The following is a 23,214-nucleotide window of genomic DNA, read 5'->3' as shown; positions in this document are numbered from 1 at the left end:
AGCGACATTTCCGCACTACGCATTCCGGCTCACCGGCTCCTTGACGCCTCGCTCCGCGATTTCCTGGGCGGCCTCGAAGTAACTCGTGGCTCCCCGCGAACCGGGATCGTAGGTCATCACCGACTGGCCGTAGCTCGGTGCCTCGGAGACACGCACGTTGCGCGGGATGACGGCCTGGAGCACCTTGTCGCCGAAGTGGTTCCGGACGTCCTGCTCCACCGCGTCCGCCAGCCGGGTACGCCTGTCGTACATGGTGAGCAGGATGGTGGAGACCTCGAGCTTCGGGTTGAGGTGCTGGCGTACCAGGTTGATGTTGTTGATCAACTGGTTGAGCCCTTCCAGCGCGTAGTACTCGCACTGGATCGGGATCAGCACCTCCTGCGCGGCGACGAGCGCGTTGACTGTGAGCAGGCCGAGGGACGGCGGGCAGTCTATGAAGACGTAGTCGAAGTGCCCCGGGTACGCGGCGATGGCCCGCGCCAGCCGGGACTCCCGGGCCACGACCGAGACCAGCTCGATCTCGGCGCCGGCCAGGTCGATCGTGGCCGGTACGCACCACAGGTTGGGGATGCCCTCGACGGCCTGCGCCACCTCTTCGAGCGGCACGCTGTCGATCAGGCAGTCGTAGACGTCGGGCACGCCGGTGTGGTGCGGGACGTTCAGACCGGTGGAGGCGTTGCCCTGGGGATCAAGGTCGACCACGAGCACCCGGTTGCCGTGCAGCGCGAGCGCCACGGCCAGGTTCACGGTGGTGGTCGTCTTACCCACGCCGCCCTTCTGGTTGGCGACGCACATCACCCGGGTCCGGTCCGGGCGGGGCATGGTGACCTCGCCACTGGGATTCAGGATCTGCACGGCGCGCATCGCCTCCATAGCCAACGGTGGATCATCCTCTTCGCGCGTCGGGGTTTCACGTGAAACGTACGTGCTGGCGTCTACCTCGTCGCCGTACCCGCTCGCCTGTGGCGTGTCGGACGGCGCCACGGTGACCTCGGTAGCGGCCTGGTGCGGCACGGCCGAGACGGGCGGCTGGGGTTCGAAGCGAGCGGGCACCGCGACGTTCGCCCGCACCGTCGGCGGTCGTGGCGTCGGGGCGTTCGCCGGGCCGTCGGCCGGGTCGAGCGGGTCACGAGCGGGCGGGACGTTCGCCGGGGCGGACGACACCGGCCGCACGGCGCCGGCGGGCGGCGTCTCCCGCCGCTGAGGCGGCGGCTCGGCCGGCTGGTACGAGGCGGACGGATCGCGGGCTTCGTTCACCGTCCACTCCCGGAAGTTGGTTTCACGTGAAACGGGGCCGGGGGAGTTCCCTCCGGACCCGGTCAACCGTGGATCGTCGTACCTGCCGTCGTCATGCACCTGTCATCCCTACCCGCTCCGGATGGTCGGTCCGCACCCGTCGAATCGAGTCCGCGCCTCGCCCGGCGTGGTCGGCTCGGCGGGAACCGTCGGGTTCGGGTGCCGCCCGGCACCGCCGTTCCACACTATCGACGCGCGGTCAGCCTACGGCCGACGGGCGTAGTGGGTCCATGTCGGGTTGCGATCGATCACGTCACGCCCACCCGGTCCAACGACCGGGCGGGCGTCCGGACAGCCGTTTCGGTCAGCGGTCGCCACGACGGCGGCCGCCACGCGACCGCTTCGGCTTCTTGGGCCGGCGCGGGTTCACCACGCGCTCCCGGACCACCTCGATCACCGTTGCCGGGGACTCGACAGTCCCCTCGCCGCAACGGTGCAGCTCCGGCGTACCGCCACCGAGGCGTACCACCGCTTCGGTGTGCTCGGCGATCTCCTCGGCCGCCGAGGCGCCCTTGAGCGCCACCAGGCGGCCGCCGGAGACCAGCAGCGGCAGGCACCAGCCGGCGAGCCGGTCCAGCGGCGCCACCGCGCGGGCGGTCACGATGTCGGCGGACAGCGGTTCCCGGTCCCGCGACCCGGCCGCCGCCTCCTCGGCCCGCCCGCGGAAGACGCGGACGTCCCGGGTCAGGCCGAGGCGTTGCACCGCCTCGATCAGGAAGGAGGTGCGCCGCGCGAGCGGCTCCACGAGCGTCACCGTGAGATCGGGACGCGCGATCGCCAGGACCAGGCCGGGCAGCCCGGCGCCGGAGCCGACGTCGATCACGCTCACCCCCTCCGGGATCCGCTCGGCCACCACCGCGCAGTTGAGCAGGTGCCGGTCCCAGAGCCGCGGCGTCTCGCGCGGGCCGATCAGGCCGCGCACCACGCCGTCGGTGGCAAGCAGTTCCGCGTACGCGGCGGCGAGGTCGAGCCGGTCGCCGAAGAGCGCGCGGGCCGCCTCCGCCAGTTCGGGCGGCAGCGTCGCGGACGCCGGGTCGGGGGCGTCCGGCGACTCCGCATCGTCCACAGGGGACGGTGCAACCTCCGCCGGCTCCGCGAACACCGGGTCGGCCGGCGCCGCCGGGCCGCTCGGCGTCACGTCCGCCGGCGGCTCACCGGAGAAGGCGGGCGTCACGTCCGCGGCCGGGGCGGCGGGCTCGATCCCGGCCACCACCGCCGGCTCGGCCGAGAAGGCGGGCTCGCCCGGGTCGGTCGGAGCCGTTCCCGGATACGCCGGGTCGGCCGGCCCGTCGTCGTCGGAGAAGACCGGGTCGACTGTGGGCTCGGCGCGCACAGCCGACGGCCCGGGCGGCGTACCACCCGGGCCGGCCACGGCGCCTGCCGTCGTCTCGTCGGAGATCACGGACCTCAGTCCGTCACCGGACGCACGACGATGCGGCGGTTGGGCTCGACGCCCTCGGACTCGCTCTCCACGCCGCTCATCGCGTTCACCACGTCGTGCACGCACTTGCGCTCGAACGCGGACATCGGCTCCAGACGCACCGCCTCACCGTGCTCCTTGACCTTCTCGACCGCGTTCTTCGCCACGGCGGCCAGTTCCTTGCGGCGGGCGGCCCGGTAGCCGCCGACGTCCAGCAGCAGGCGGCTCGGCGTGCCGGTCTGCCGGAACACGGCCAGCCGGGCCAGCTCCTGGAGCGCCTCCAGGGTCGCGCCGCGCTGGCCGACCAGGTTCTGCAGCCGTCCGCCGACCACCTCGACGACCGGCCGGCCGCCGGAGACCAGCTCGTCGATGTCGCCGTCGTAGTCGAGGATGTCCAGCAGGCCCTCGACGTAGTCGGCGGCGATCTCACTCTGCCGGAACAGGTCGCTGTCGGCCGGGGCCTTCTTCTCCCGGGACTCGCCCGAGGCGTCCTCGGTCTCGGTGGCGGCGGTAACGGGGGTCTCCTCGTCCAGGGACTGGTCGGCGCTGGGGATGCTGGTCTCGGTCACGGGTCTCATCTCCGTACTCGCTCGGCCGGACCGTTCGGGGGTCCGCTGGTCTCCCGGGGCCGGCGGGAGGTTCGCCGTTGCCCTCGGGCACGTCTGTACGGGCCAGTTTCGCCCGCGGCCGCGCTTCGCGCGGCGATTCCGGCCCGGCGCCGACTCCTCGGAGGGCAGCACGTGGCCGGAACGGGCCACCGCCGGTGTCGCGGCGGTGGCCCGGTGAAACTCAGCCCTGTCGCTTGGCGGGCCGGCTGCCGCCCTTCTTCGGGTTGACCGGCTTGGCGCCCGGCTTCGGGCCGGCCACCTTCGGCGCCGCGGCCGGGGCCTTCGCCGCCGGCTGGGCCGCCTTGCGGCCGAACAGGCCACCGGTCTTGGCCGGCTGCACCGGGCTCTTGCCGCCGGTGCTCTTGGCGGCGGTGGCGCTCTTGGCCGTGGGCGGCGGCGGGAACTTCCGCAGCACCCACTGCTGCTGGCCGAGCGTGAAGAGGTTGTTGGTGACCCAGTAGATGATCACACCGATGGGGAAGATCGCGCCCGAGATCAGCAGGGACAGCGGGATGCCGTAGAGCATCAGGCGCTGCACCATTCGCTGCTGCGGGTCCTCGGCCCACCCGGTCTTGAGGATCATCTGACGGCTGGTCAGGTAGGTGGTGGCGATCATGATGATCACCAGGATGCCGGCGACGACCTTGACGGTGCCGGTGCTCGCGCCCAGCCGGCTGAGCTCCTCGGCGGTGGAGCCGAACTTGCCGGAGATCGGCGCGGTGAAGAGCGTCGCGTTCGAGGCGCTGTTGAACTGGTCGACAGTCCAGCCGTACAGGGTCTTGCCCTGGTTGTCCGGGCTGAGGCGGCGCAGCGTGTGGAACAGGCCCAGGAAGACCGGGATCTGGAGGAACATCGGAAGGCAGCCCATGAGCGGGTTGGCCTTTTCCTTCCGGTAGAGCTCCATCATTTCTTTCTGGAGCGTCTCCCGGTCACCCTTGTGCTTCTCCTGGAGCTCCTTCACCTTCGGCTGGAGCGCCTGCATGGCACGCTGCGACTTGATCTGCTTGACGAAGACCGGGAACAGGATCACCCGGACCGTCACCACCAGGAAGATGATGGCGAGGATCCAGGCCCAGTTCGTACCGATCACGGCCCCGACCGGAACTCCGATGGCGTCCCAGGCCGAGTGCCAGGTCAGCAGGATCCACGAGATCGCGTAGTAGATCCAGTCGAGACTAAACACTCAGGCTCCAGTCACGTCGGCACGGCGGCGGTCGCCCGGCTCCGGAACCGGGTCGTGTCCACCTGGGTGGAAGGGATGGCAGCGCGACAGCCGACGGACCGTCAGCCAGGCGCCCCGCAGCGCACCGTACCGGGACACCGCCTCCACGGCGTAGGCACTGCACGACGGGTAGAACCGGCAGCGGGCCGGCAGTGCCGGACTTATCCACCGACGGTACGCGATGATAGGCGCCAGCAGCATGCGGGCACCGGTTGTGGGCGACGAAGTCGCGGTCGGGCCGGTCACCGCGACCGCCGTCCCCTGGGGGACCGCGCGGCGGCGACAGCGGCGTCGAGGTCGGCCCCGAGCCGGGTGTACGTCGCGTCGGCGGCTGCCGGCAGCGCGCGTACCACGAGGGTCGTGCCGGCGGGCAGCTCGGCCAGCCGCTCGCGGACCAGGTGCCGGAGCCGCCGGCGGACCTTGTTCCGGACCACCGCGCCGCCGACGGCCTTGGACACGACGAAGCCGGCGCGGCGTGGTGCGGAGGTCTCCGCACCGCTGGTCCGCGCCGGCTCCGGCGAAGGTGTCGCGGTGGTGCCGATCGGCTCGGGGGTGGTCAGGTGGACCACGACGGCGCCACGGCCGACGCGTCGGCCACCGCGAACCGCTGCGGCGAAGTCGCTACTGCGCCGCAGTCGTTGCGCGGCGGCCAGCACGACTGCCCACGTCCCCGGACCGGACCTGTCGGCCTCAGGCCGACAGGCGGGCGCGGCCCTTGGAACGACGGGTAGCGATGATGGCGCGGCCGGCACGGGTGCGCATGCGCAGCCGGAAGCCGTGGGTCTTCGCGCGCCGGCGGTTGTTCGGCTGGTAGGTGCGCTTGCTCACGTCAGGCTCTCCGTTGTCGTACGCCCCGCGCGGCGGATCGCCCGGGGTCGTGTGCTGGTCCAGGCCACCTTGTCGGTGACCTCCGATCGGCGCTGCCGTGACGCGCTCCCCGGCGATGCGGGGTGACAGCCACGGACAGCAAGCATCAATCACCCTAGCAGAGGGCGAGAGAGCAGCCGCTCCAGCCTACGCAGGGGCGCAATGACCGTCAAACGTCACACTCCCGCGTCCGACCTGCGTCGGAACCCCGACCGAAGGGGCGGTTTTCACTGATGTTGCCAAGGTCGTCAGGGTGTCGCCGGTTGATGGCGTGGGGTCCGCGCTGTTAGCGTGCCCGATTGCGGTCGACGTCGGGGGTCCGGGGTTTGTCGCCGATCGGCAAGACCGGACACGCTGTTGAATCGTTCGGCACGGTGAACCCGCTTCAGCGCCTCCGCGAATCGAGGGGGGCAGGTCCGACCCGCGTCCGGTGGGCGGTCACAATCGGTCGGTACACAGGCTGTGGATAACTTGTGGATGACGACCGGTCAGCCGTCCGGGCGGGCGTGAGGAGCAGGCGAGGGGGTGGCACGACGGTGACCGGAGCGACCGACCTGGCCGCGGTGTGGACGGCGACCACCGACGAACTCGCCGACGAGATCATCTCCGCGCAGCAACGGGCGTACCTCCGGCTCACCCGGCTGCGGGCGATCGTCGAGGACACCGCGTTGCTCTCGGTGCCGGACGCCTTCACCCGGGACGTGATCGAGTCGCGGCTGCGCCCGGCCATCACCGAGGCGCTGAGCCGCCGGCTCGGACGGCCGATACAGGTGGCCGTCACCGTACGGGTCGCCGAGGACCCCGGAGCACGCCCGGCCGGCACCGTCTACCGCAGCAGCCCGGAACCGCTCCCCGAGCACGACGGCGCGGCCCCGCTGCCCGGCTTCGACCAGCCCGCTGCCGCCCCGTCCTACCCGTCGCCCCGCCCGGAGCTCGGCTACGCCGACTCACGCCCCGAGCCCGGCTACGCCGAGTCCGGATACGCCGATCCCCGCACGGAACAGCAGCCGGACGAGCCGGCGCCGCGGCAGCGGACCGCGGACGGCGGCCGTCCCCATCTGATCCCGTCCGGGCGGGACGCGCAGGACACCCTCTTCAGCGCCGCGTTCGCCGAGCCGCTGCGCGCCGCGCCCGAGCGCCGCGCCTTCGACGAGCGCCGAGGCGAGCCCTCCGCCCCCGACTCCGGGGGGTACGAGCCCCGCTACCGGGAGAGCCTGGGCCCGGCCGATCCCGCGCCGATGCGCGGCCTGCCCCGCGACGGCGCCACGGACAGCGGCCCCGGTCGTGGTGGCCCCGGCCGCGGCGGCGCCGACCACCACCGTCCGGGTGGCGGCGGCCAGGCCGACCGCAGGCTCCCCGGCGGTACGGAGAGCGGCGGCAACCGGCTCAACCCGAAGTACATGTTCGAGACGTTCGTCATCGGCTCGTCCAACCGGTTCGCGCACGCGGCGAGCGTGGCGGTGGCCGAGTCGCCGGCCAAGGCGTACAACCCGCTGTTCATCTACGGCAGCTCGGGGCTGGGCAAGACCCACCTGCTGCACGCCATCGGGCACTACGCGACGACGCTCGGCAACGCGCGCTCGGTCCGGTACGTCTCGACCGAGGAGTTCACGAACGACTTCATCAACTCGCTGCGCGACGACAAGACGAGCGCGTTCCAGCGCCGCTACCGGGACGTGGACATCCTCCTGATCGACGACATCCAGTTCCTGGAGAACCGGGAACGGACGCAGGAGGAGTTCTTCCACACCTTCAACACGCTGCACAACGCCAACAAGCAGATCGTCATCACGTCCGACCGCTCGCCGAAGCAGCTCGCGACGCTGGAGGACCGGCTGCGTACGCGCTTCGAGTGGGGCCTGCTCGCCGACATCCAGCCGCCGGACCTGGAGACGCGGATCGCGATCCTGCAGAAGAAGGCCGCCCAGGAGCGGCTCTTCGCGCCGCCGGACGTGCTGGAGTTCATCGCCTCGCGGGTGTCGAACTCGATCCGCGAACTGGAGGGGGCGCTGATCCGGGTCACCGCCTTCGCCAGCCTCACCCGTTCCTCGGTCGAGCTGTCACTGGCCGAGGAGGTGCTGCGGGACTTCATCCCGGACGGTGCCGGACCGGAGATCACCGCGGACCAGATCATGGTGTCCACGGCCGACTACTTCGGGGTGAGCCTGGAGGACCTGCGCGGCCACTCCCGGTCCCGGGTGCTCGTCAACGCCCGCCAGGTGGCCATGTACCTGTGCCGGGAGCTGACCGACCTGTCGCTGCCCCGCATCGGCCAGGCGTTCGGCGGACGGGACCACACCACTGTGATGCACGCGGACCGCAAGATCCGCCAGCAGATGGCGGAACGGCGTTCGCTCTACAACCAGATCGCCGAGCTGACCAACCGCATCAAACAGAACACCTGACCCCCGCTCCCGCGCTGCCCCTTCCGCCTCCTCCCCGCCGCTCCGACGGCTCCGGGCGGTGATCAAGGAGTTTGTGTCGGGGAGACGCGTCATTCCTGCCCCAAACTCCTTGGTCAACAAAGAGGGTGGCGGCCGCGGACGTCGCCGGCTCGGCCTGGGTGGTGTCCCGCTGGAGCGCCTCTCCACGATCGACGCCCTGTCGCCGTGTGCGCTCGGTCGCTTCGCCCGCCTTCTGCGCGGGAGTCGGCCGACCCGATCGCATCGCACCGCCGCGCCCTTCGGCCAGCCTCTGCGAGCGGACTCCCCGCAGATATTGGAAGCTTGGCGCCCCCATAGGGGCCCTTTCCCACCAAGATCTCGTCGGAGCTGAGTGTCGAATCCCACCCTGGCCTGTATCACGGCCACGGCCGGCACTCCCTAAGGACCGGCAGCAGCCGCAACCCTCCCCGTCGATCATGAGGTTAGCGGCGGCAAAACGGACACCAACTGCCGCCAACTTCATGGTCAACACGAGCGGAGCGGGAGCCGGACGGGACAGGAGACGGGTGGGCGGGCCGGCAGCAGGGGGAAGGCGGCGTGATCTCGGCGACCGCTAAGACGGCCGGCGGACCGGAGGCGGCGGGTGGTAACTAGCCGACAGCGGCGAACGTTGACCCTCGACCCGGTGGAGGGCCCATGATCGGTGCTGTGTTCGTCCACAACTCGTACCCGTTGTCCACAGCCCCTGTGTCACAGGCGGTGGACAAACACCGTCTGCACCCGGCCGGTTACCCACAGACTGTGGACAACTCCTGGGGACGACGCTGTGGACGCCTGGGGATGACGATCACGTTGTCCCCAGAAAGCGGCCGGCCTGTGGGCGGGCTGTTGAAGGTTCTGGGGATGACGGCGTGCGACTCCGTCGGCGCTGTCCACAGCACTGGGGAGAAAACCGGTGGATTAGCGGTGGACAACCGGTGGACAGCGGTGGAAAACCCGGCGGCCGGCGAGGGCTGTGGACCGGGACACGAGTTGTACCCCTGGTTCTCCACAGCGAAACCACCGGTGGATAACGTGTCTGACCTGCGCCTACGCGAGTTCTCCACAGTTTGCACAGGTGCGATGAAGACGATGAGTTATCTCTTCTAAACAACAAAAACCAATCATCACCGTTGGACTTCCTGTGGATCGGGCCGGAGCGCTGCCGTCGGCAGTCACCCCGGCACCTGGATCCACGGGGTCGGGCGCACAGCCGATGCCCTCGCGCCCTAAGGTGCGATGGGTACCCGCACGGTCGGGCGGGACGGGTGGCAGCGGTCGGCATGAGAGAGTTGTCGCTGACGTCGACGCGGAGGCATTGATGAAGTTCCGAGTGGAGCGCGACGCGCTCGCCGAGGCGGTCGCGTGGACCGCCAAGAGCCTGCCCAACCGGCCCTCCGTACCGGTGCTGGCCGGGGTAATGCTCCGGGTGACCGACGGCAACCTGCAGGTCTCCGGCTTCGACTACGAGGTCTCCAGCCAGGTGACCGTCGAGGTGCAGGGCGACGCGGACGGCGCCGCCCTGGTCTCCGGCCGCCTGCTCGCCGAAATCACCAAGGCCCTGCCGGCCAAGCCGGTCGACATCGCCGCCGTCGGCGCCCACCTCGAACTGGTCTGCGGCAGCGCCCGCTTCACGCTGCCCACCATGCCGGTGGAGGACTACCCGACGCTGCCGGAGATGCCGGAGAGCGCGGGCACCGTCGACGCCGCCGCCTTCGCCGCCGCAGTGGCCCAGGTGGCGGTGGCCGCCGGGCGCGACGAGACGCTGCCGATGATGACCGGTGTACGCCTCGAGCTGACCGGCAGCACGATGGCCATGCTGGCGACCGACCGCTACCGCCTCGCGCTGCGCGAGATGGAGTGGAACCCGGACGACCCGGAGATCAGCCTCAACGCGCTGGTGCCGGCCCGTACGCTGCACGACACCGCCAAGGCGCTCGGCCCGCTCGGCGGCCACGTCACCATGGCGCTCTCCTCCGGCGGCGCCGGCGAGGGCATGATCGGCTTCTCCGGCGGCACCCGCCGGACCACCAGCCGCCTGCTCGACGGCGCCAACTACCCGCCGGTGCGCTCGCTGTTCCCGGCCGACCACAACGCCGAGGCCCGCGTTGCCGTCGCCACGCTCATCGAGGTGGTCAAGCGCGTCGCTCTCGTCGCCGAGCGCACCACCCCCGTCCTGCTCAGCTTCAGCGCCGACGGCCTCGTGGTGGAGGCGGGCGGCACCGAGGAGGCCCGGGCCAGCGAGGCCATGGAGGCCACCTTCACCGGTGAGCCGCTCACGATCGGTTTCAACCCGCAGTACCTCATCGACGGCCTGGCAAACCTGGGCGCCCAGCACGCCCTGCTCCGGTTCGTCGACGCGTTCAAGCCCGCGGTCATTTCCCCGGCCGGCGAGGATGGCGAGGTCATCCCGGGGTACCGGTACCTCATCATGCCGATCCGCGTGTCCCGCTGATCGCAGGCAGCACGACCCTGACGTACGGAGGTAGGAGCAGATGCAGCTCGGGCTGGTAGGACTCGGCCGGATGGGCGGCAACATGCGGGAGCGGCTGCGCGCTGCCGGGCACGAGGTGGTCGGCTTCGACCACAACCCGGGGATCAGCGACGTCGCGAGCCTTGCCGAGCTGGCCGAGAAGCTCCAGTCGCCCCGTGCGGTGTGGGTCATGGTTCCCGCCGGCGTCACCGACGCCACCATCGACGAGCTCGCCGGTGTGCTCGGCGAGGGCGACATCATCATCGACGGCGGCAACTCCCGGTTCAGCGACGACGCCCCGCGCGCCGAGCGGCTCAACGAGCAGGGCATCGGCTACATCGACGTCGGCGTCTCCGGCGGCGTCTGGGGCCGGCAGAACGGGTACGGGCTGATGGTCGGCGGCGCGCAGGAGCACGTCGAGCGCCTGATGCCGATCTTCGAGGCGCTCAAGCCCGAGGGCGACTTCGGTTTCGTGCACGCCGGCCCGGTCGGCGCCGGCCACTACGCCAAGATGGTGCACAACGGCATCGAGTACGGCCTGATGCACGCCTACGCCGAGGGCTACGAGCTGCTGACCGCCTCCGAGCTGGTCACCAACGTCCCCGGCGTGTTCAAGTCGTGGCGCGAGGGCACGGTGGTCCGGTCCTGGCTGCTCGACCTGCTGGACCGGGCGCTGGACGAGGACCCGGAGCTGGCCGAGCTGAGCGGCTACACCGAGGACACCGGCGAGGGCCGCTGGACCGTCGACGAGGCGGTCCGGCTCGCCGTGCCGCTCAACGTCATCACGGCGTCGCTGTTCGCCCGGTTCGCCTCCCGGCAGGACGACTCGCCCGCCATGAAGGCCGTCGCCGCGCTGCGCCAGCAGTTCGGCGGCCACGCCGTCCACAAGCGCTGACCGGTATCCACAGCCTGTGTACGTCCGCCGGCTCGAACTGGTCGACTTCCGCTCGTACGAGCGCGTCGGCGTCGACCTGGAGCCGGGTGCGAACGTGCTCGTCGGCGCCAACGGCGTCGGCAAGACGAACCTGGTCGAGGCGCTCGGCTACGTGGCGACCCTGGACTCGCACCGGGTCGCCACCGACGCCCCGCTGGTCCGGATGGGCGCCACCTCGGCGGTGATTCGCTGCGCCGTGGTGCACGAGGGCCGGGAACTGCTCGTCGAGCTGGAGATCGTCCCGGGCAAGGCCAACCGGGCCCGTCTCGGCCGGTCCCCGGCCCGGCGCGCCCGGGACGTCCTCGGCGCGCTGCGGCTGGTGCTGTTCGCGCCGGAGGACCTGGAACTGGTCCGCGGCGACCCGTCGGAGCGTCGCCGCTACCTGGATGACCTGCTGGTCACCCGCCAGCCCCGCTACGCCGGCGTACGCGCCGACTACGAGCGGGTGGTGAAGCAACGCAACGCGCTGCTGCGTACCTCGTACCTGGCTCGCAAGACCGGTGGTTCGCGCGGCGGCGACCTGTCGACGCTGGCCGTGTGGGACGCGCATCTGGCCCAGCACGGGGCGGACCTGCTCGCCGGGCGCCTGGAGCTGGTCGCCGCGCTCACCCCGCACGTGGCGAAGGCGTACGACGCGGTGGCCGCCGGTCGCGGCGCCGCGGGCATCGCATACCGGCCCTCGGTCGAGCTGCCCGAGCCCGGCGCCGACCGGACGGCGCTGGCGGAGGCGCTGGCGGCCGCCCTGACCGCGAGCCGCGCCGCCGAGATCGAGCGTGGCACGACGCTCGTCGGCCCGCACCGCGACGACCTGGCGCTGACGCTCGGCCCGCTGCCCGCCAAGGGGTACGCGAGCCACGGCGAGTCGTGGTCCTACGCGCTGGCGTTGCGGCTGGCCGGGTACGACCTGTTGCGCGCTGACGGGATCGAGCCGGTGCTGGTGCTCGACGACGTCTTCGCCGAGCTGGACACCGGCCGGCGGGAACGGCTGGCCGAGCTGGTGGGCGGGGCGAGCCAGCTGCTCGTCACCTGCGCTGTGGACGACGACGTGCCGGCGACTCTGCGCGGCACCCGGTACGTGGTGGGCGACGGGACGGTGCGGCGTGTCGGATGACGAGGTGCAGCTCCCGCCCGCGCGGCTCGGGCCGGGACGCGACGCGCGTACCCCGGGAAAGCCGGCGGACGGTGAGCCGGCCGCGAACCTGCCGGAGGGCACGGCCGGGCCGGAACTGGCCCGGGCGGTGCTGGACGCGGCGAAGGCCCGGCGTCAGGCGGCGGCTCCCCGGCGGCGCGGCGCGGTACGCGGCGACGGCGAGAAGCGGCTGCGCGGCTACTCCGGCCCGGGGCCGGATCCGCGCGACCCGCAGCCGCTCGGCGCGGTGCTGGACAAGCTGGTCAAGGCGCGCGGCTGGCAGCAGCCGGCGGCCGAGGCGACGGTGTTCGGCGCGTGGGAGAAGGTGGTCGGCGCGGAGGTCGCCCAGCACAGCCGCCCGGTGAAGCTGGAGGACGGCGAGCTGACCGTGGAGGCCCGCTCGACGGCGTGGGCGACGCAGTTGCGCCTGCTGGCGGGCTCGCTGTTGAAGCAGATCGCCCACGAGGTCGGTCACAACGTGGTGCGCAAGCTGCACATCCACGGCCCGGCGGCGCCGTCGTGGTCGCGCGGCCCCCGGCGGGTACGCGGGCGCGGGCCCCGCGACACCTACGGCTGACCGTCGCCGCCCGAGCGCTGGGCCTCCCGCCGGGCGCGCTTGAGCTCGCGCTGTTCGCGGCTCCACTGCTTGCGGCGTTCCAGGTCCTGCTTCCACGCCTCGCGGGCCAGCCGGGAGCCGCCCTGCACCGCGCCCTGGACCTGGGAGGGGCCGGCGAGGTTGCGGAACACCCAGCCCAACAGGCGGCCGCCCTTGCCGGAGGCGTCGCCCACCTGCTCGTCGTCGCTCATCCGCCGCCCTCTCCCTGCTTGGTGTACAAACAATTGGTACACCAATCGTTGCTACGCTCGCAACGACGACGAGGAGGACGAGGGTGAGCGACCCGTTCGAGGAGGACCCGCTGGCGCTGGAGCAGCAGGTCTGCTTCGCGCTCTCCGTCGCCGCCCGCGGCGTGGTCGCCGTCTACCGCCCGCTGCTGGAACCGATGGGGCTCACACACCCGCAGTACCTGGTCATGCTGGCGCTCTGGCAGCACGCACCGCTGTCGGTCCGGGACCTGAGCCGGCTGCTCCAGCTCGACCCGGGCACGCTGTCGCCGCTGCTCAAGCGCCTGGAGGCGGCCGGCTACGTACGGCGGGAACGGGACGCCGCCGACGAGCGCAGCCTGGCCGTGACGCTCACCGCCGCCGGGCAGGCGCTCCGGGCGCAGGCCGAGCGGATCCCGCCGGCCATCGTGCAGCGGCTCGGCCTGCCCCTGGCCGACCTGCGGCACCTGCACACGGCGCTGACCGAGGTGATCGCGGCCGCCAACCGGGCCGCCACGGCCGACGCGGCACCCGGTCAGGCGCCGGGGCCCGGTCAGGCGTCGGCGTAGACCGCGAAGCCGCGCTCCGCGCAGCGCCGGTAGAAGGCCGCCAGCACGCTCAGCTCGGCGCAGGTGAAGTTCCACTGCGGCGGTTCGCCGCTCTCGTCCCGCAGCCGGTCCAGCCGGCTGTCCAGCCAGCGGAGCTGCTGCTCGGCGAGCCGCCCGTCGCCCAGCAGCGCGCGCAGCACCTCGCTCACCGACTCGAACGTGACCGCCTCGCCGTACGGCCGGTGCCGGGCGACGAACTTCTCCACGCCCTCGGCGATCCAGGAGCAGCCGTCCGGGTCGATCACCGGGTCCTCGTCCTCGGCCGAGTTCTCCGTGGCGTAGAGCACATTTTCCAGCCCGAGGATCAGGTCGACCAGTTCGGTGTACGCGGTCGCCCGTACCGTGCCGGTCTTGGCGATCAGCTCGGCGAGCGCGGCGGTCGGCGCGGAGATCCGGGGCACGTCCACGATCTCGCCGAAGTCCACGAACTCGGCCGGCGCGACCGGGTCGTAGAAGCGGCCGGTCCGCGGCCAGTGCACCGCGACGTTGTCCAGCCCCATCGGGCGTCACCTCTCACCAAGCGTTTTCGGACCATCTCCGACGATCGTCCCGGTTCCGGGTGCAAAAGATCAAGACCGCAACGGCGGCGCCGCAAAAGCTACGGCACGCCGGGCCCGGCCGCGACCCCCGGTCGGGGCACCCGCCGATCACCGGTCGGACGACCCGCACGGCTCGCGGTGGCCGATGGCGCGGCGGTGCCCCGTTGGCGTGTAGGGGGAGTCGCGGGAGGCGCGGTTCGTCCGGCTACGGCATTCTCAGCCGCCTCGGAGAGGGTGCCGAGTGGCGGTTTGGTCGGCTCCGCACAGTAAGATTGGGAGCGAGACGAAAGACCCGAGACGGAGCGACGGGCAGGGGCCTCCGGGCCCTCGATCATAGTCCCGCCTCGGGTCCGAGCCGATCGCGATCCGCGGGCAACCGCGGCGCCCGGCGTACACGATCCGTGCCTGGTGATCCCAGGGGCGGTCCGTGCGCGCCGACGTCGCGTCCTGTCCGCCGAACCCGCGCCCCGCGCCCATGCGCGGCCGGTGCGAGAAAGTGGCCGAGCGTGGCAGCGGAGGACAACAAGAAGTACGGTGCCGAGTCCATCACCGTTCTCGAGGGCCTGGAAGCGGTCCGGAAGCGGCCCGGTATGTACATCGGGTCCACCGGCGAGCGCGGTCTGCACCACCTGGTGTGGGAGGTCGTCGACAACGCGGTGGACGAGGCGCTGGCCGGGTACTGCGACACCATCGACGTGGTGCTGCTGGCCGACGGCGGCGTCCGGGTGACCGACAACGGCCGTGGCTTCCCGGTCGACCTGCACCCCAAGCTGAAGAAGCCGGGTGTCGAGGTCGCCCTGACCGTGCTGCACGCGGGCGGCAAGTTCGACGGCAAGGCGTACGCGGTCTCCGGCGGTCTGCACGGCGTGGGTGTCTCCGTGGTGAACGCGCTCTCCACCAGGATGGCCGTGGAGATCCACAAGGACGGCTTCGTCTGGCGGCAGCGCTACGACCACTCCAAGCCGAGCACGCTGGAGAAGGGTGAGACGACCGACCGGACCGGTTCCGCGGTCTCCTTCTGGCCCGACCCCGACGTGTTCGAGACCGTCGACTTCGACTTCCAGACCATCTACCGCCGCCTCCAGGAGATGGCCTTCCTCACCCGGGGACTCACCATCCACCTGCTCGACGAGCGGGTGCCGGAGGACGAGGACGGCAAGACCCGAGAGGTCACCTTCCACTACGACGGCGGCATCGCCGACTTCGTTCGGCACCTCAACGCCTCGAAGAACCCGATCCACAAGACGGTGGTCGAGTTCGGCGCCGAGGAGACCGGCATGTCGGTCGAGATCGCCATGCAGTGGAACGAGTCGTACGGCGAGTCGGTCTACACGTTCGCCAACAACATCAACACCCACGAGGGCGGCACCCACGAGGAGGGCTTCCGGGCCGCGTTGACGAGCGTCGTCAACCGCTACGGCGCGGAGAAGAAGCTACTCAAGGGCGACGAGCGGCTCTCCGGCGAGGACATCCGCGAGGGTCTGGCCGCGATCATCTCGGTCAAGCTCACCGACCCGCAGTTCGAGGGCCAGACGAAGACCAAGCTGGGCAACACCCCGGTCAAGGGCTTCGTGCAGCGCGTCTGCAACGAGTCGCTGGTCGACTGGTTCGACCGCAACCCGGCCGAGGCGAAGATCATCATCCAGAAGGCCTCCCAGGCGGCCCGGGCCCGCATCGCCGCCCAGCAGGCGCGCAAGCTCGCCCGGCGCAAGTCGCTGCTGGAGTCCGGCTCGATGCCCGGCAAGCTGGCCGACTGCCAGTCCACCGACCCGCGCGAGTCCGAGGTCTTCATCGTCGAGGGCGACTCGGCCGGCGGCTCGGCCAAGCAGGGCCGCGACCCGCGTACGCAGGCGATCCTGCCGATCCGCGGCAAGATCCTCAACGTGGAGAAGGCCCGCATCGACCGGGTGCTGAAGAACAACGAGGTGCAGGCGCTGATCACCGCGCTCGGCACCGGCATTCACGACGACTTCGACATCGAGAAGCTGCGCTATCACAAGATCGTGCTGATGGCCGACGCCGACGTCGACGGCCAGCACATCCAGACGCTGCTGCTCACGCTGCTGTTCCGGTTCATGCGGCCGCTGGTCGAGTTGGGGCACGTCTACCTGGCCGCCCCGCCGCTCTACAAGATCAAGTGGAACAAGAAGGGCGACGACGCCCAGTACGCGTACTCGGACCGGGAGCGCGACGGGCTGATCGCCCTGCGCCAGCAGAAGAAGCCCAACGCCCGCCCGGACGACATCCAGCGGTTCAAGGGTCTCGGTGAGATGAACTACCCGGAGCTGTGGGAGACCACGATGAACCCGGGGACGCGTACGTTGCGGCGGGTCACGCTCGACGACGCCGCAACCGCGGACGAGCTGTTCAGCGTCCTGATGGGTGAGGACGTCGAGGCACGCCGGTCGTTCATCCAGCGCAACGCCAAGGACGTGCGGTTCCTGGACATCTGACGGACGCCGGGCCGGCCGGAGATCCACCGGTCGGCCCGGTGGTCCACAGAGTTATCCACAGCCTGAACGCTTTCCACAGCCGTTATCCACAGCGAGACCACGACTGAAGAGTCTGATAAGGGTTAACAGTGACCGATACTCCCGAGTCCATCCCGAACGAGCCGGAGACCCCGGAGACACTGGCGGCGGTCGTCCAGCACGACCGGATCGAGCCGGTCGGCCTCGAGGTCGAGATGCAGCGCTCGTACCTCGACTACGCGATGAGCGTCATCGTCGGGCGGGCCCTGCCGGACGTCCGGGACGGGCTCAAGCCGGTCCACCGCAAGATCCTCTACGCCATGTTCGACTCCGGCTACCGGCCGGACCGCGGGTACGTGAAGTGCTCCCGCGTCGTCGGTGACGTGATGGGCCAGTTCCACCCGCACGGCGACTCGGCCATCTACGACGCGCTGGTCCGGATGGCGCAGCCGTGGTCGCTGCGCTACCCGCTGGTCGACGGCAACGGCAACTTCGGCTCGCCCGGTAACGACCCGGCCGCCGCCATGCGCTACACGGAATGCAAGCTCGACCCGCTGGCGATGGAGATGCTGCGGGACATCGACGAGGACACCGTCGACCTGCAGGACAACTACGACGGCCGGGCCAAGGAGCCCACCATCCTGCCGTCGCGGATCCCGAACCTGCTCGTCAACGGCTCCGAGGGCATCGCGGTCGGCATGGCCACCAAGATCCCGCCGCACAACCTGCGGGAGATCGGCGCCGCGGTCCAGTGGTGCCTGGAGAACCCGGAGGCCGACGAGGCGACCACGCTGGAAGCCCTGCTGGAGATCGTCAAGGGCCCGGACTTCCCGACCCACGGCCTGATCGTCGGCCACGCGGCCATCCAGGACGCGTACCGGACCGGGCGCGGCTCGATCCGCATGCGCGCCGTGGTCGAGGTCGAGGAGGACAAGCGCGGCCGGCCGGCGCTCGTGGTCAGCGAGTTGCCGTACCAGGTCAACCCGGACAACCTCGCCGAGCGCATCGCCGAGCTGATCAAGGAGGGCAAGCTCGCCGGCATCGCCGACATCCGCGACGAGTCCTCCGGGCGTACCGGCATGCGGATCGTGCTCGTGCTCAAGCGCGACGCGGTCGCCAAGGTGGTGCTGAACAACCTCTACAAGCACACCCAGCTCCAGGAGACGTTCGGCGCCAACATGCTGGCGCTCGTCGACGGTGTGCCGCGTACGCTCAACCTGGCCCAGTTCATCCGCTACTACGTCGAGCACCAGATCGAGGTGATCCGGCGGCGGACCGCGTTCCGGCTGCGCAAGGCCGAGGAGCGGGCGCACATCCTGCGCGGCCTGTCCAAGGCGCTGGACGCGCTGGACGAGGTCATCGCCCTGATCCGGCGTTCGCCCACGGTGGAGGATGCCCGGCAGGGCCTGATCCGGCTGCTGGACATCGACGAGGTCCAGGCGACCGCGATCCTGGACATGCAGCTGCGCCGGCTGGCCGCCCTGGAGCGGCAGCGCATCCTGGACGACCTGGCGAAGCTCGAACTGGAGATCGCCGACCTCAAGGACATCCTGGCCAAGCCGGAGCGGCAGCGGCGGATCGTCTCGGAGGAGCTGGGCGAGATCGTCGCGAAGTGGGGCGACGAACGGCGTACGAAGATCGTCCCGTTCGACGGCGAGGTCTCGATGGAGGACCTCATCGCCCGCGAGGACGTGGTCGTGACGATCACCCGTACCGGGTACGCGAAGCGGACGAAGGTCGACCTCTACCGGTCGCAGCGGCGCGGCGGCAAGGGCGTCAGCGGCGCGACGCTCCGCCAGGACGACATTGTCAGCCACTTCTTCGTATGCTCTACCCACGACTGGATCCTGTTCTTCACGAACAAGGGTCGGGTCTACCGGGCGAAGGCGTACGAGCTTCCCGAGGCCAGTAGGGTGGCCAAGGGCCAGCACGTGGCCAACCTGCTCGCGTTCCAGCCCGACGAGCAGATCGCGCAGATCATTGAAATCCCGAACTACCAGGTGGCGCCCTACCTGGTACTGGCCACGAAGAACGGCCTGGTGAAGAAGACGCGGCTCGAGGAGTTCGACTCCAACCGTTCCGGCGGCATCATCGCGGTCAACCTGCGCGATGAGGACGAGCTGGTCGGTGCGGTTCTGGTCGCGCCAGAGGACGATCTGCTGCTGGTGTCGAAGAACGCCCAGGCCATCCGTTTCAACGCCACCGACGAGGCGCTGCGTCCGATGGGCCGGGCCACGTCCGGTGTGATCGGCATGCGCTTCACCGGCGAGGACGAGTTGCTCGCCGTCGAGGTGGTGCGAGAGGGTCTGGACGTCCTGGTGGCGACGAACGGGGGTTACGCGAAACGTACCCCGATCGAGGAATACCCGGTCCAGGGCCGGGGAGGTAAGGGCGTGCTGACCGCGAAGATCACCGAGCGACGCGGTGGCCTGGTCGGCGCGGTCGTGATCGACCCGGAGGACGAGCTGTTCGCCATCACGAGCAACGGCGGCGTCATCCGGACTCCGGTGAAGCCTGTACGCCGTACGCGTGACCGGAACACAATGGGGGTCAAGCTGATGGACCTCCCGGACGGCGTGACTATCGTGGCGATTGCTCGCAATGCCGACGAGCCTGACGAACAGGACTAGTTGATGACGGAGACACAGGCGAAGTCGGGGAACAAGGGGACCTCGGCCACTCCGGCCGAGGAGGAGGCCGCACAGGGCGGTACACCAGCTACCGGCCGCGCGGCTGTGGGCCGGGCCACGGTTCCCGCCGACGCGCCTGCCCCGAAGTTCACCCGGGCCCCCGGCATGACGCCGCCTCCGGACAAGCCGGCCGAGGACTCGGGTGTCCGGGACTCGGGCGAGACCAAGGTCGACGCGCCGACGTCGGCCAACGGTCTGGCCGGTCCGGCCGCCAAGCCCGTGAACGCCACGAGCGCACAGCCGATCAAACCGCCTGCGGCCGCCGGCCGGGCCTCCACCGGGACGACCGGCACGCAGCCGCGAATCGGCGGCGGCCTGGGCACAGCGCCGAAGGCGTCGCCCGACGGCGCCCGCCCCACCACCGGTGCTGCCGGCCAGTCCCGGCCCGCGAACGGCGGGGGCCTGCCGCCGGGCGTCAGCGGTGCGGCGGCTGTCGGCGCCGCGCGCGTGGGTGAGGCGGTTCGCGCCGCGCGTACCTCGGTCAGTTCGGCAGCGTCCCGCGGGCCGCGCCGGGCCCGGCTGAACCTGAAGCGGATCGACCCCTGGTCCGTGATGAAGTTCGCGTTCGCGGTGTCGGTGGTGCTCTTCATCGTGGTCGTCGTGGCGACCTCGGTGCTCTACCTCGCGCTGGACGCGATGGGCGTGTTCAAGAGCGTCAACGACAGCCTGACCGACCTGGTGAACGCCGGCGGCGGCCAGGGCGGCGGCGGCTTCCGGATCACCGCCAAGGGCGTGATCCTGACGTCGGCGCTGATCGGCCTGGTCAATGTCGTGCTGTTCACCGCGCTGGCCACGCTCAGCGCGTTCGTCTACAACGTCTGCGCCGACCTGGTCGGCGGGATCGAGCTGACACTCGCCGAGCGGGACTGATCCACTCGACGCCGGGGCGCCGCGTAAAGCGGTCGCCCCGGCGTCGTGCGTCCGGGTAGGTTCGAGGTGGCACGGGTGCTTCCGCCACGGACCCCCGATTTGGGGGCCGTGGAGGCGATGGGTTAACCTTGCTCGTCGCCACGCGGGGCTATAGCTCAGTCGGTTAGAGCGCAGAGCTGATAACTCTGAGGTCGCTGGTTCGATTCCAGCTAGCCCCACCGCACATCGTCCGACGGCAGTCGAGCACGAGGGGTCAAGCACATGTTCAAGAAGCTCCTGATCCTGGCCGGCATCGTCGGTGTGGCCGCCGTCGTGGCCAAGAAGGTCAAGGCCTCGAACGACGAGCGCGCCCTGTGGCACGAGGCGACCACCGCGCCCGACCTGCGCTGAGCGCCGACACGGGGCCCTAGCTCAACTGGCAGAGCACTGCCTTTGCAAGGCAGGGGTTAGGGGTTCGAGTCCCCTGGGCTCCACCAGCACTTTCCCGTTGATCCGCCCTCGGGTACAGCCACCCCAACTGCGAACCCGCCTCATGCCGGGAACGGACGGTTGACGCGTGCGTCGGTGAGGACGGCGGTCCACCACGCCAGTTCGGCCAGCGCACTGGACAGCGCCTTGTTCGTTCCGTCGGCGGGTGAGAAGCGGTTGCCGTCGTCCAGGGCTTCCCACGGGGCGGCCAGTCCGAGGCAGCGTCGCGTGGTGACCATGTTCAGTTCGGCCAGGACGCCGCGCAGGTGCTCGATCGCCGCGTACCCGCCCTGGACTCCGTAGGCGACGACGGTGGCGGGCTTGAGCATCCAGGCGGTGTAGTGCCAGTCGATCAGCCGCTTCAGCGATGCAGGGTAGGAGTGGTTGTACTCCGGGGTGACGAACACGAACGCCTCGGCGGCCTCGATCCGGTCGGCGACCTCCGTCCTCGGGCCGCCGCCGGGGGAGAGCTGGGCGTCGTCGGGCAGGGTGATCTCGGCGAGGTCGATCAGGTCGACGTGTACGCCGCTGCTCTGCTGGAGCGCGGCGACGACCCATTGGGCGATGGTCGGGCTCATCCGGCCGTCGCGGACGCTGGAGGCGATCACCGCGACTCGCCTCTTGGCCGGCGCGGCGGCGGTGGAGAGGTGACTCGGGTGTGCTGTCGGAGCGGTCATGTCCACCACGCTGTGGGTTGAACATATGTTGAAGTCAAGCCGGACCGCGCGCACCGTCGAGGGAGGCTCGCGGGCGTACGGTGAGGGCATGACGCTCATGAGCCCGCGCCTGGCGTACGCGACCGTCAGCGAGGTCGCCGCCGACAGTGGAGTCGCACCCTCGGCGGTGCGGTTCTACGAGAAGCACGGCGTGATCAACGCGGTGCGCACCTCGGGCAACCAGCGCCGGTTCGACGAGTCCGCTGCCTGCCGAATCCATGTCGCCAAGCTCGCCCAGCGGGTCGGGTTGACGGTGCGCGAGATCGCCGAGCTGTTCTCCGCGCTTCCCGCCGACCCGGGGCCCGAGGATTGGGGTCGGGTCGCCGAGCGCATCGTCACCGAGGCCGAGCAACGCGTGGCCGACCTGAAGTCCCGGCTAGAAATGCTCGGTTCGGGCGCCAGGCTCTGCGATCTGGGAGCGGCGTTGGACTCCTGACGCCGGCGGTCGGCGGGCACCGCCCTTGACTTCAACATATGTTCAAGGTCGAGGCTGCCGGTATGAATACTCGACCAGCCGCCGCACCAGACCCCTCCCTCGCCGAGTGGCTCGACACAACTCCGGCCGGCTTGCGGCCGGACCTGATCGCCGACGTCGCCGCCGAGGCGACGATCGTGGGTCTCGGCGTGAGCACCCGCGAGGCGCACGAGGTGCTCGACTTCGTCACCGGTGCCACCTGGCTCCTGGTCGAGCGCGGGTTCACGACCGTCGCGGTGCTGGACAACCAGCGCGTCGCCGATCTCTACGACCGGTACGTGTCCGGCCAGGACGTCGACATCGACCACGCGCTCGCCCAGGCGTGGGGGCCGTGGCAGGTCGGCGAGATGCGGGACGCGCTGGTCTGGTTGCGTGCGCACAACCGGACCCGGGCCGAAGCACCGGTCCGGATCATCGGCGTCGCCGGCGCACGTGTCCTGTCCGCGGACTACCCCCGCATCGTCGACCTGCTCGCGGCCGTCGACGAGGGCACGGCTGCGAGAGTCGAAGCGCTCCTCGACGTCATCCGCGTCGCCCACAGCAGCGGCGAACACGTGCTGCGCGCCCGTGGCACCCACCCGGGCACCCCGTTCGTGGAACTGGCGCGCGCCGCCCGGGCCGACGCGGCGGAACTGCCGCCCGGCGACGAGCGGAACGCCGCGCTGGAACTCCTCGACGCCGTGGTTGATTTCCACGCACGCGCGATCGGCGTCGGACACGACATGGCCCAGGAGGAACGCGCCGCCGCTGGTCGCCTCCTGGACCACCACCGCCGTACCGGGGAACGGATCGTGCTGTGGGAGGGCAGCACCCACGTTGCCGCGCATCCCGGTGTCATGCTCGGCGCCCACCTGCGGACCGAGCTGGGAGATCGGTACGTCGCCGTGCACATCGCCTTCGGCAACGGGCAGATCGCGAGGGCCACGATCCCCGAACCACGGCCGGACTCCATCGAGGCCCAACTCGCCGGCGCCCACGCCGAGCGCACCCTCCACCTGCGTACGCCGTCGTCGGCCGTGACCGCAGGAGAGCTGGACCGTTCCTGGCCCACGCGGATCATCTCCGGCCTGTACGACCCCGCCGAGGACGCCGAGCACTACGTCGAGCTGCCGTCGCTCCGCCAGAGCTTCGACGCGCTGGTCTACATCCCGACCGTCACACCCGCCCGGCCGGTGTGACGTGC

At 70.7% G+C, this 23,214-nt stretch carries 22 protein-coding genes and 2 tRNA genes; 14 read left to right on the top strand and 10 right to left on the bottom strand.

The features are described from left to right. Nucleotides 1-15 precede the first annotated feature (15 nt). The 7 genes from ACSDG8_RS17360 to rpmH all read right to left on the bottom strand — a co-directional run bounded on the left by ACSDG8_RS17360 (nucleotide 16) and on the right by rpmH (nucleotide 5,374). Entirely contained in the window at nucleotides 16-1,356 is a 1,341-nt protein-coding gene (locus tag ACSDG8_RS17360; RefSeq protein ID WP_307856143.1) for a ParA family protein, read from the bottom strand. A gap of 244 nt (nucleotides 1,357-1,600) precedes the next feature. Further along, nucleotides 1,601-2,362, bottom strand: coding sequence for a 16S rRNA (guanine(527)-N(7))-methyltransferase RsmG (rsmG, locus tag ACSDG8_RS17355; RefSeq protein ID WP_439428057.1), 762 nt, complete (start codon nucleotides 2,360-2,362; stop codon nucleotides 1,601-1,603). A 341-nt stretch (nucleotides 2,363-2,703) separates the two neighbouring features. Next, complete coding sequence (locus tag ACSDG8_RS17350; RefSeq protein ID WP_210895515.1) at nucleotides 2,704-3,294, bottom strand: Jag family protein; 591 nt, start codon at nucleotides 3,292-3,294, stop codon at nucleotides 2,704-2,706. Nucleotides 3,295-3,505: 211 nt separating this feature from the next. Beyond that, nucleotides 3,506-4,507, bottom strand: coding sequence for a membrane protein insertase YidC (gene yidC, locus ACSDG8_RS17345; protein WP_210895516.1), 1,002 nt, complete (start codon nucleotides 4,505-4,507; stop codon nucleotides 3,506-3,508). Further along, the gene (gene yidD / locus ACSDG8_RS17340; RefSeq protein WP_210895517.1) at nucleotides 4,508-4,747 is read right to left on the bottom strand and encodes a membrane protein insertion efficiency factor YidD; all 240 of its coding nucleotides are present in this window, start codon (nucleotides 4,745-4,747) and stop codon (nucleotides 4,508-4,510) included. Between the two features lie 41 nt (nucleotides 4,748-4,788). Further along, on the bottom strand, nucleotides 4,789-5,202 hold the full coding sequence (gene rnpA / locus ACSDG8_RS17335) for a ribonuclease P protein component (RefSeq protein ID WP_210895518.1): 414 nt from the start codon (nucleotides 5,200-5,202) through the stop codon (nucleotides 4,789-4,791). A gap of 34 nt (nucleotides 5,203-5,236) precedes the next feature. Then, complete coding sequence (gene rpmH, locus ACSDG8_RS17330; protein ID WP_018788530.1) at nucleotides 5,237-5,374, bottom strand: 50S ribosomal protein L34; 138 nt, start codon at nucleotides 5,372-5,374, stop codon at nucleotides 5,237-5,239. 575 nt (nucleotides 5,375-5,949) lie between these two features. Between rpmH and dnaA the strand changes: the two genes are divergently transcribed. The 5 genes from dnaA (at nucleotide 5,950) to ACSDG8_RS17305 (ending at nucleotide 12,949) form a co-directional block, all read left to right on the top strand. Further along, entirely contained in the window at nucleotides 5,950-7,818 is a 1,869-nt protein-coding gene (dnaA, locus tag ACSDG8_RS17325; protein ID WP_210895519.1) for a chromosomal replication initiator protein DnaA, read from the top strand. Nucleotides 7,819-9,157: 1,339 nt separating this feature from the next. Beyond that, a complete protein-coding gene (gene dnaN / locus ACSDG8_RS17320; protein WP_210895520.1) occupies nucleotides 9,158-10,291 on the top strand; it encodes a DNA polymerase III subunit beta in 1,134 nt (377 codons plus the stop codon). A gap of 40 nt (nucleotides 10,292-10,331) precedes the next feature. Then, nucleotides 10,332-11,204: a phosphogluconate dehydrogenase (NAD(+)-dependent, decarboxylating) gene (gene gnd / locus ACSDG8_RS17315; RefSeq protein WP_210895521.1), complete on the top strand. Its 873-nt coding sequence runs from the start codon at nucleotides 10,332-10,334 to the stop codon at nucleotides 11,202-11,204. Nucleotides 11,205-11,220: 16 nt separating this feature from the next. Continuing rightward, nucleotides 11,221-12,354 (top strand): DNA replication/repair protein RecF, encoded by a 1,134-nt coding sequence (gene recF, locus ACSDG8_RS17310; protein WP_439427045.1) that lies wholly within the window; start codon nucleotides 11,221-11,223, stop codon nucleotides 12,352-12,354. Next, nucleotides 12,344-12,949 (top strand): DUF721 domain-containing protein, encoded by a 606-nt coding sequence (locus tag ACSDG8_RS17305; RefSeq protein WP_210895523.1) that lies wholly within the window; start codon nucleotides 12,344-12,346, stop codon nucleotides 12,947-12,949. Before recF ends, ACSDG8_RS17305 begins: the two co-directional genes overlap by 11 nt. Here the strand turns inward: ACSDG8_RS17305 and ACSDG8_RS17300 are convergent. Continuing rightward, nucleotides 12,940-13,179, bottom strand: a complete 240-nt coding sequence (locus tag ACSDG8_RS17300) for a hypothetical protein (protein ID WP_210895524.1) — start codon at nucleotides 13,177-13,179, stop codon at nucleotides 12,940-12,942. The two genes, ACSDG8_RS17305 and ACSDG8_RS17300, sit on opposite strands and share 10 nt — an antisense overlap. An 83-nt stretch (nucleotides 13,180-13,262) precedes the next feature. Here ACSDG8_RS17300 and ACSDG8_RS17295 point away from each other — a divergent pair, with 83 nt between their 5' ends. Continuing rightward, entirely contained in the window at nucleotides 13,263-13,763 is a 501-nt protein-coding gene (locus ACSDG8_RS17295; protein WP_210895525.1) for a MarR family winged helix-turn-helix transcriptional regulator, read from the top strand. Here the strand turns inward: ACSDG8_RS17295 and ACSDG8_RS17290 are convergent. Next, entirely contained in the window at nucleotides 13,748-14,302 is a 555-nt protein-coding gene (locus tag ACSDG8_RS17290; protein ID WP_210895526.1) for a hypothetical protein, read from the bottom strand. The two genes, ACSDG8_RS17295 and ACSDG8_RS17290, sit on opposite strands and share 16 nt — an antisense overlap. A 545-nt stretch (nucleotides 14,303-14,847) precedes the next feature. On the opposite strand from ACSDG8_RS17290, the gene gyrB reads away from it, so the two are divergent. The 6 genes from gyrB to ACSDG8_RS17260 all read left to right on the top strand — a co-directional run bounded on the left by gyrB (nucleotide 14,848) and on the right by ACSDG8_RS17260 (nucleotide 20,848). Beyond that, nucleotides 14,848-16,794, top strand: coding sequence for a DNA topoisomerase (ATP-hydrolyzing) subunit B (gyrB, locus tag ACSDG8_RS17285; protein ID WP_439427044.1), 1,947 nt, complete (start codon nucleotides 14,848-14,850; stop codon nucleotides 16,792-16,794). A gap of 128 nt (nucleotides 16,795-16,922) precedes the next feature. Beyond that, on the top strand, nucleotides 16,923-19,442 hold the full coding sequence (gene gyrA / locus ACSDG8_RS17280) for a DNA gyrase subunit A (RefSeq protein WP_210895528.1): 2,520 nt from the start codon (nucleotides 16,923-16,925) through the stop codon (nucleotides 19,440-19,442). Between the two features lie 3 nt (nucleotides 19,443-19,445). Further along, nucleotides 19,446-20,372 (top strand): DUF3566 domain-containing protein, encoded by a 927-nt coding sequence (locus ACSDG8_RS17275; protein ID WP_439427043.1) that lies wholly within the window; start codon nucleotides 19,446-19,448, stop codon nucleotides 20,370-20,372. Between the two features lie 144 nt (nucleotides 20,373-20,516). Beyond that, nucleotides 20,517-20,590: transfer RNA gene (locus tag ACSDG8_RS17270), tRNA-Ile, on the top strand. Nucleotides 20,591-20,633: 43 nt separating this feature from the next. Beyond that, nucleotides 20,634-20,762, top strand: coding sequence for a DLW-39 family protein (locus ACSDG8_RS17265; RefSeq protein WP_013283222.1), 129 nt, complete (start codon nucleotides 20,634-20,636; stop codon nucleotides 20,760-20,762). Nucleotides 20,763-20,772: 10 nt separating this feature from the next. After that, nucleotides 20,773-20,848 (top strand) — tRNA-Ala (locus tag ACSDG8_RS17260). 54 nt (nucleotides 20,849-20,902) lie between these two features. Here the strand turns inward: ACSDG8_RS17260 and ACSDG8_RS17255 are convergent. Continuing rightward, nucleotides 20,903-21,517 (bottom strand): NADPH-dependent FMN reductase, encoded by a 615-nt coding sequence (locus ACSDG8_RS17255; RefSeq protein WP_210895530.1) that lies wholly within the window; start codon nucleotides 21,515-21,517, stop codon nucleotides 20,903-20,905. Between ACSDG8_RS17255 and ACSDG8_RS17250 the strand changes: the two genes are divergently transcribed. After that, entirely contained in the window at nucleotides 21,516-21,992 is a 477-nt protein-coding gene (locus ACSDG8_RS17250) for a MerR family transcriptional regulator (protein WP_439427042.1), read from the top strand. The two genes, ACSDG8_RS17255 and ACSDG8_RS17250, sit on opposite strands and share 2 nt — an antisense overlap. A 62-nt stretch (nucleotides 21,993-22,054) precedes the next feature. Beyond that, nucleotides 22,055-23,209, top strand: coding sequence for an erythromycin esterase family protein (locus ACSDG8_RS17245; protein ID WP_210895531.1), 1,155 nt, complete (start codon nucleotides 22,055-22,057; stop codon nucleotides 23,207-23,209). Nucleotides 23,210-23,214 lie beyond the last annotated feature (5 nt).

Source organism: Micromonospora sp. LA-10 (assembly GCF_051853095.1).
In the GTDB taxonomy this organism is placed as follows: domain Bacteria; phylum Actinomycetota; class Actinomycetes; order Mycobacteriales; family Micromonosporaceae; genus Micromonospora; species Micromonospora echinospora_A.
The sequence above is the reverse complement of the archived record's forward strand: the minus strand, read 5'-3'. Positions and strand labels throughout refer to the sequence as shown.

Bases quoted from the DNA above. Each gene is read 5' to 3' on its own strand.
- dnaN (WP_210895520.1), top strand. From the start codon at position 9,158: ATGAAGTTCCGAGTGGAGCGCGACGCGCTCGCCGAGGCGGTCGCGTGG.
- ACSDG8_RS17245 (WP_210895531.1), top strand. From the start codon at position 22,055: ATGAATACTCGACCAGCCGCCGCACCAGACCCCTCCCTCGCCGAGTGG.
- yidD (WP_210895517.1), bottom strand. From the start codon at position 4,747: ATGCTGCTGGCGCCTATCATCGCGTACCGTCGGTGGATAAGTCCGGCA.
- ACSDG8_RS17275 (WP_439427043.1), top strand. From the start codon at position 19,446: ATGACGGAGACACAGGCGAAGTCGGGGAACAAGGGGACCTCGGCCACT.
- ACSDG8_RS17350 (WP_210895515.1), bottom strand. From the start codon at position 3,294: ATGAGACCCGTGACCGAGACCAGCATCCCCAGCGCCGACCAGTCCCTG.
- ACSDG8_RS17300 (WP_210895524.1), bottom strand. From the start codon at position 13,179: ATGAGCGACGACGAGCAGGTGGGCGACGCCTCCGGCAAGGGCGGCCGC.
- ACSDG8_RS17250 (WP_439427042.1), top strand. From the start codon at position 21,516: ATGTCCACCACGCTGTGGGTTGAACATATGTTGAAGTCAAGCCGGACC.
- gnd (WP_210895521.1), top strand. From the start codon at position 10,332: ATGCAGCTCGGGCTGGTAGGACTCGGCCGGATGGGCGGCAACATGCGG.
- ACSDG8_RS17255 (WP_210895530.1), bottom strand. From the start codon at position 21,517: ATGACCGCTCCGACAGCACACCCGAGTCACCTCTCCACCGCCGCCGCG.
- ACSDG8_RS17265 (WP_013283222.1), top strand. From the start codon at position 20,634: ATGTTCAAGAAGCTCCTGATCCTGGCCGGCATCGTCGGTGTGGCCGCC.
- ACSDG8_RS17290 (WP_210895526.1), bottom strand. From the start codon at position 14,302: ATGGGGCTGGACAACGTCGCGGTGCACTGGCCGCGGACCGGCCGCTTC.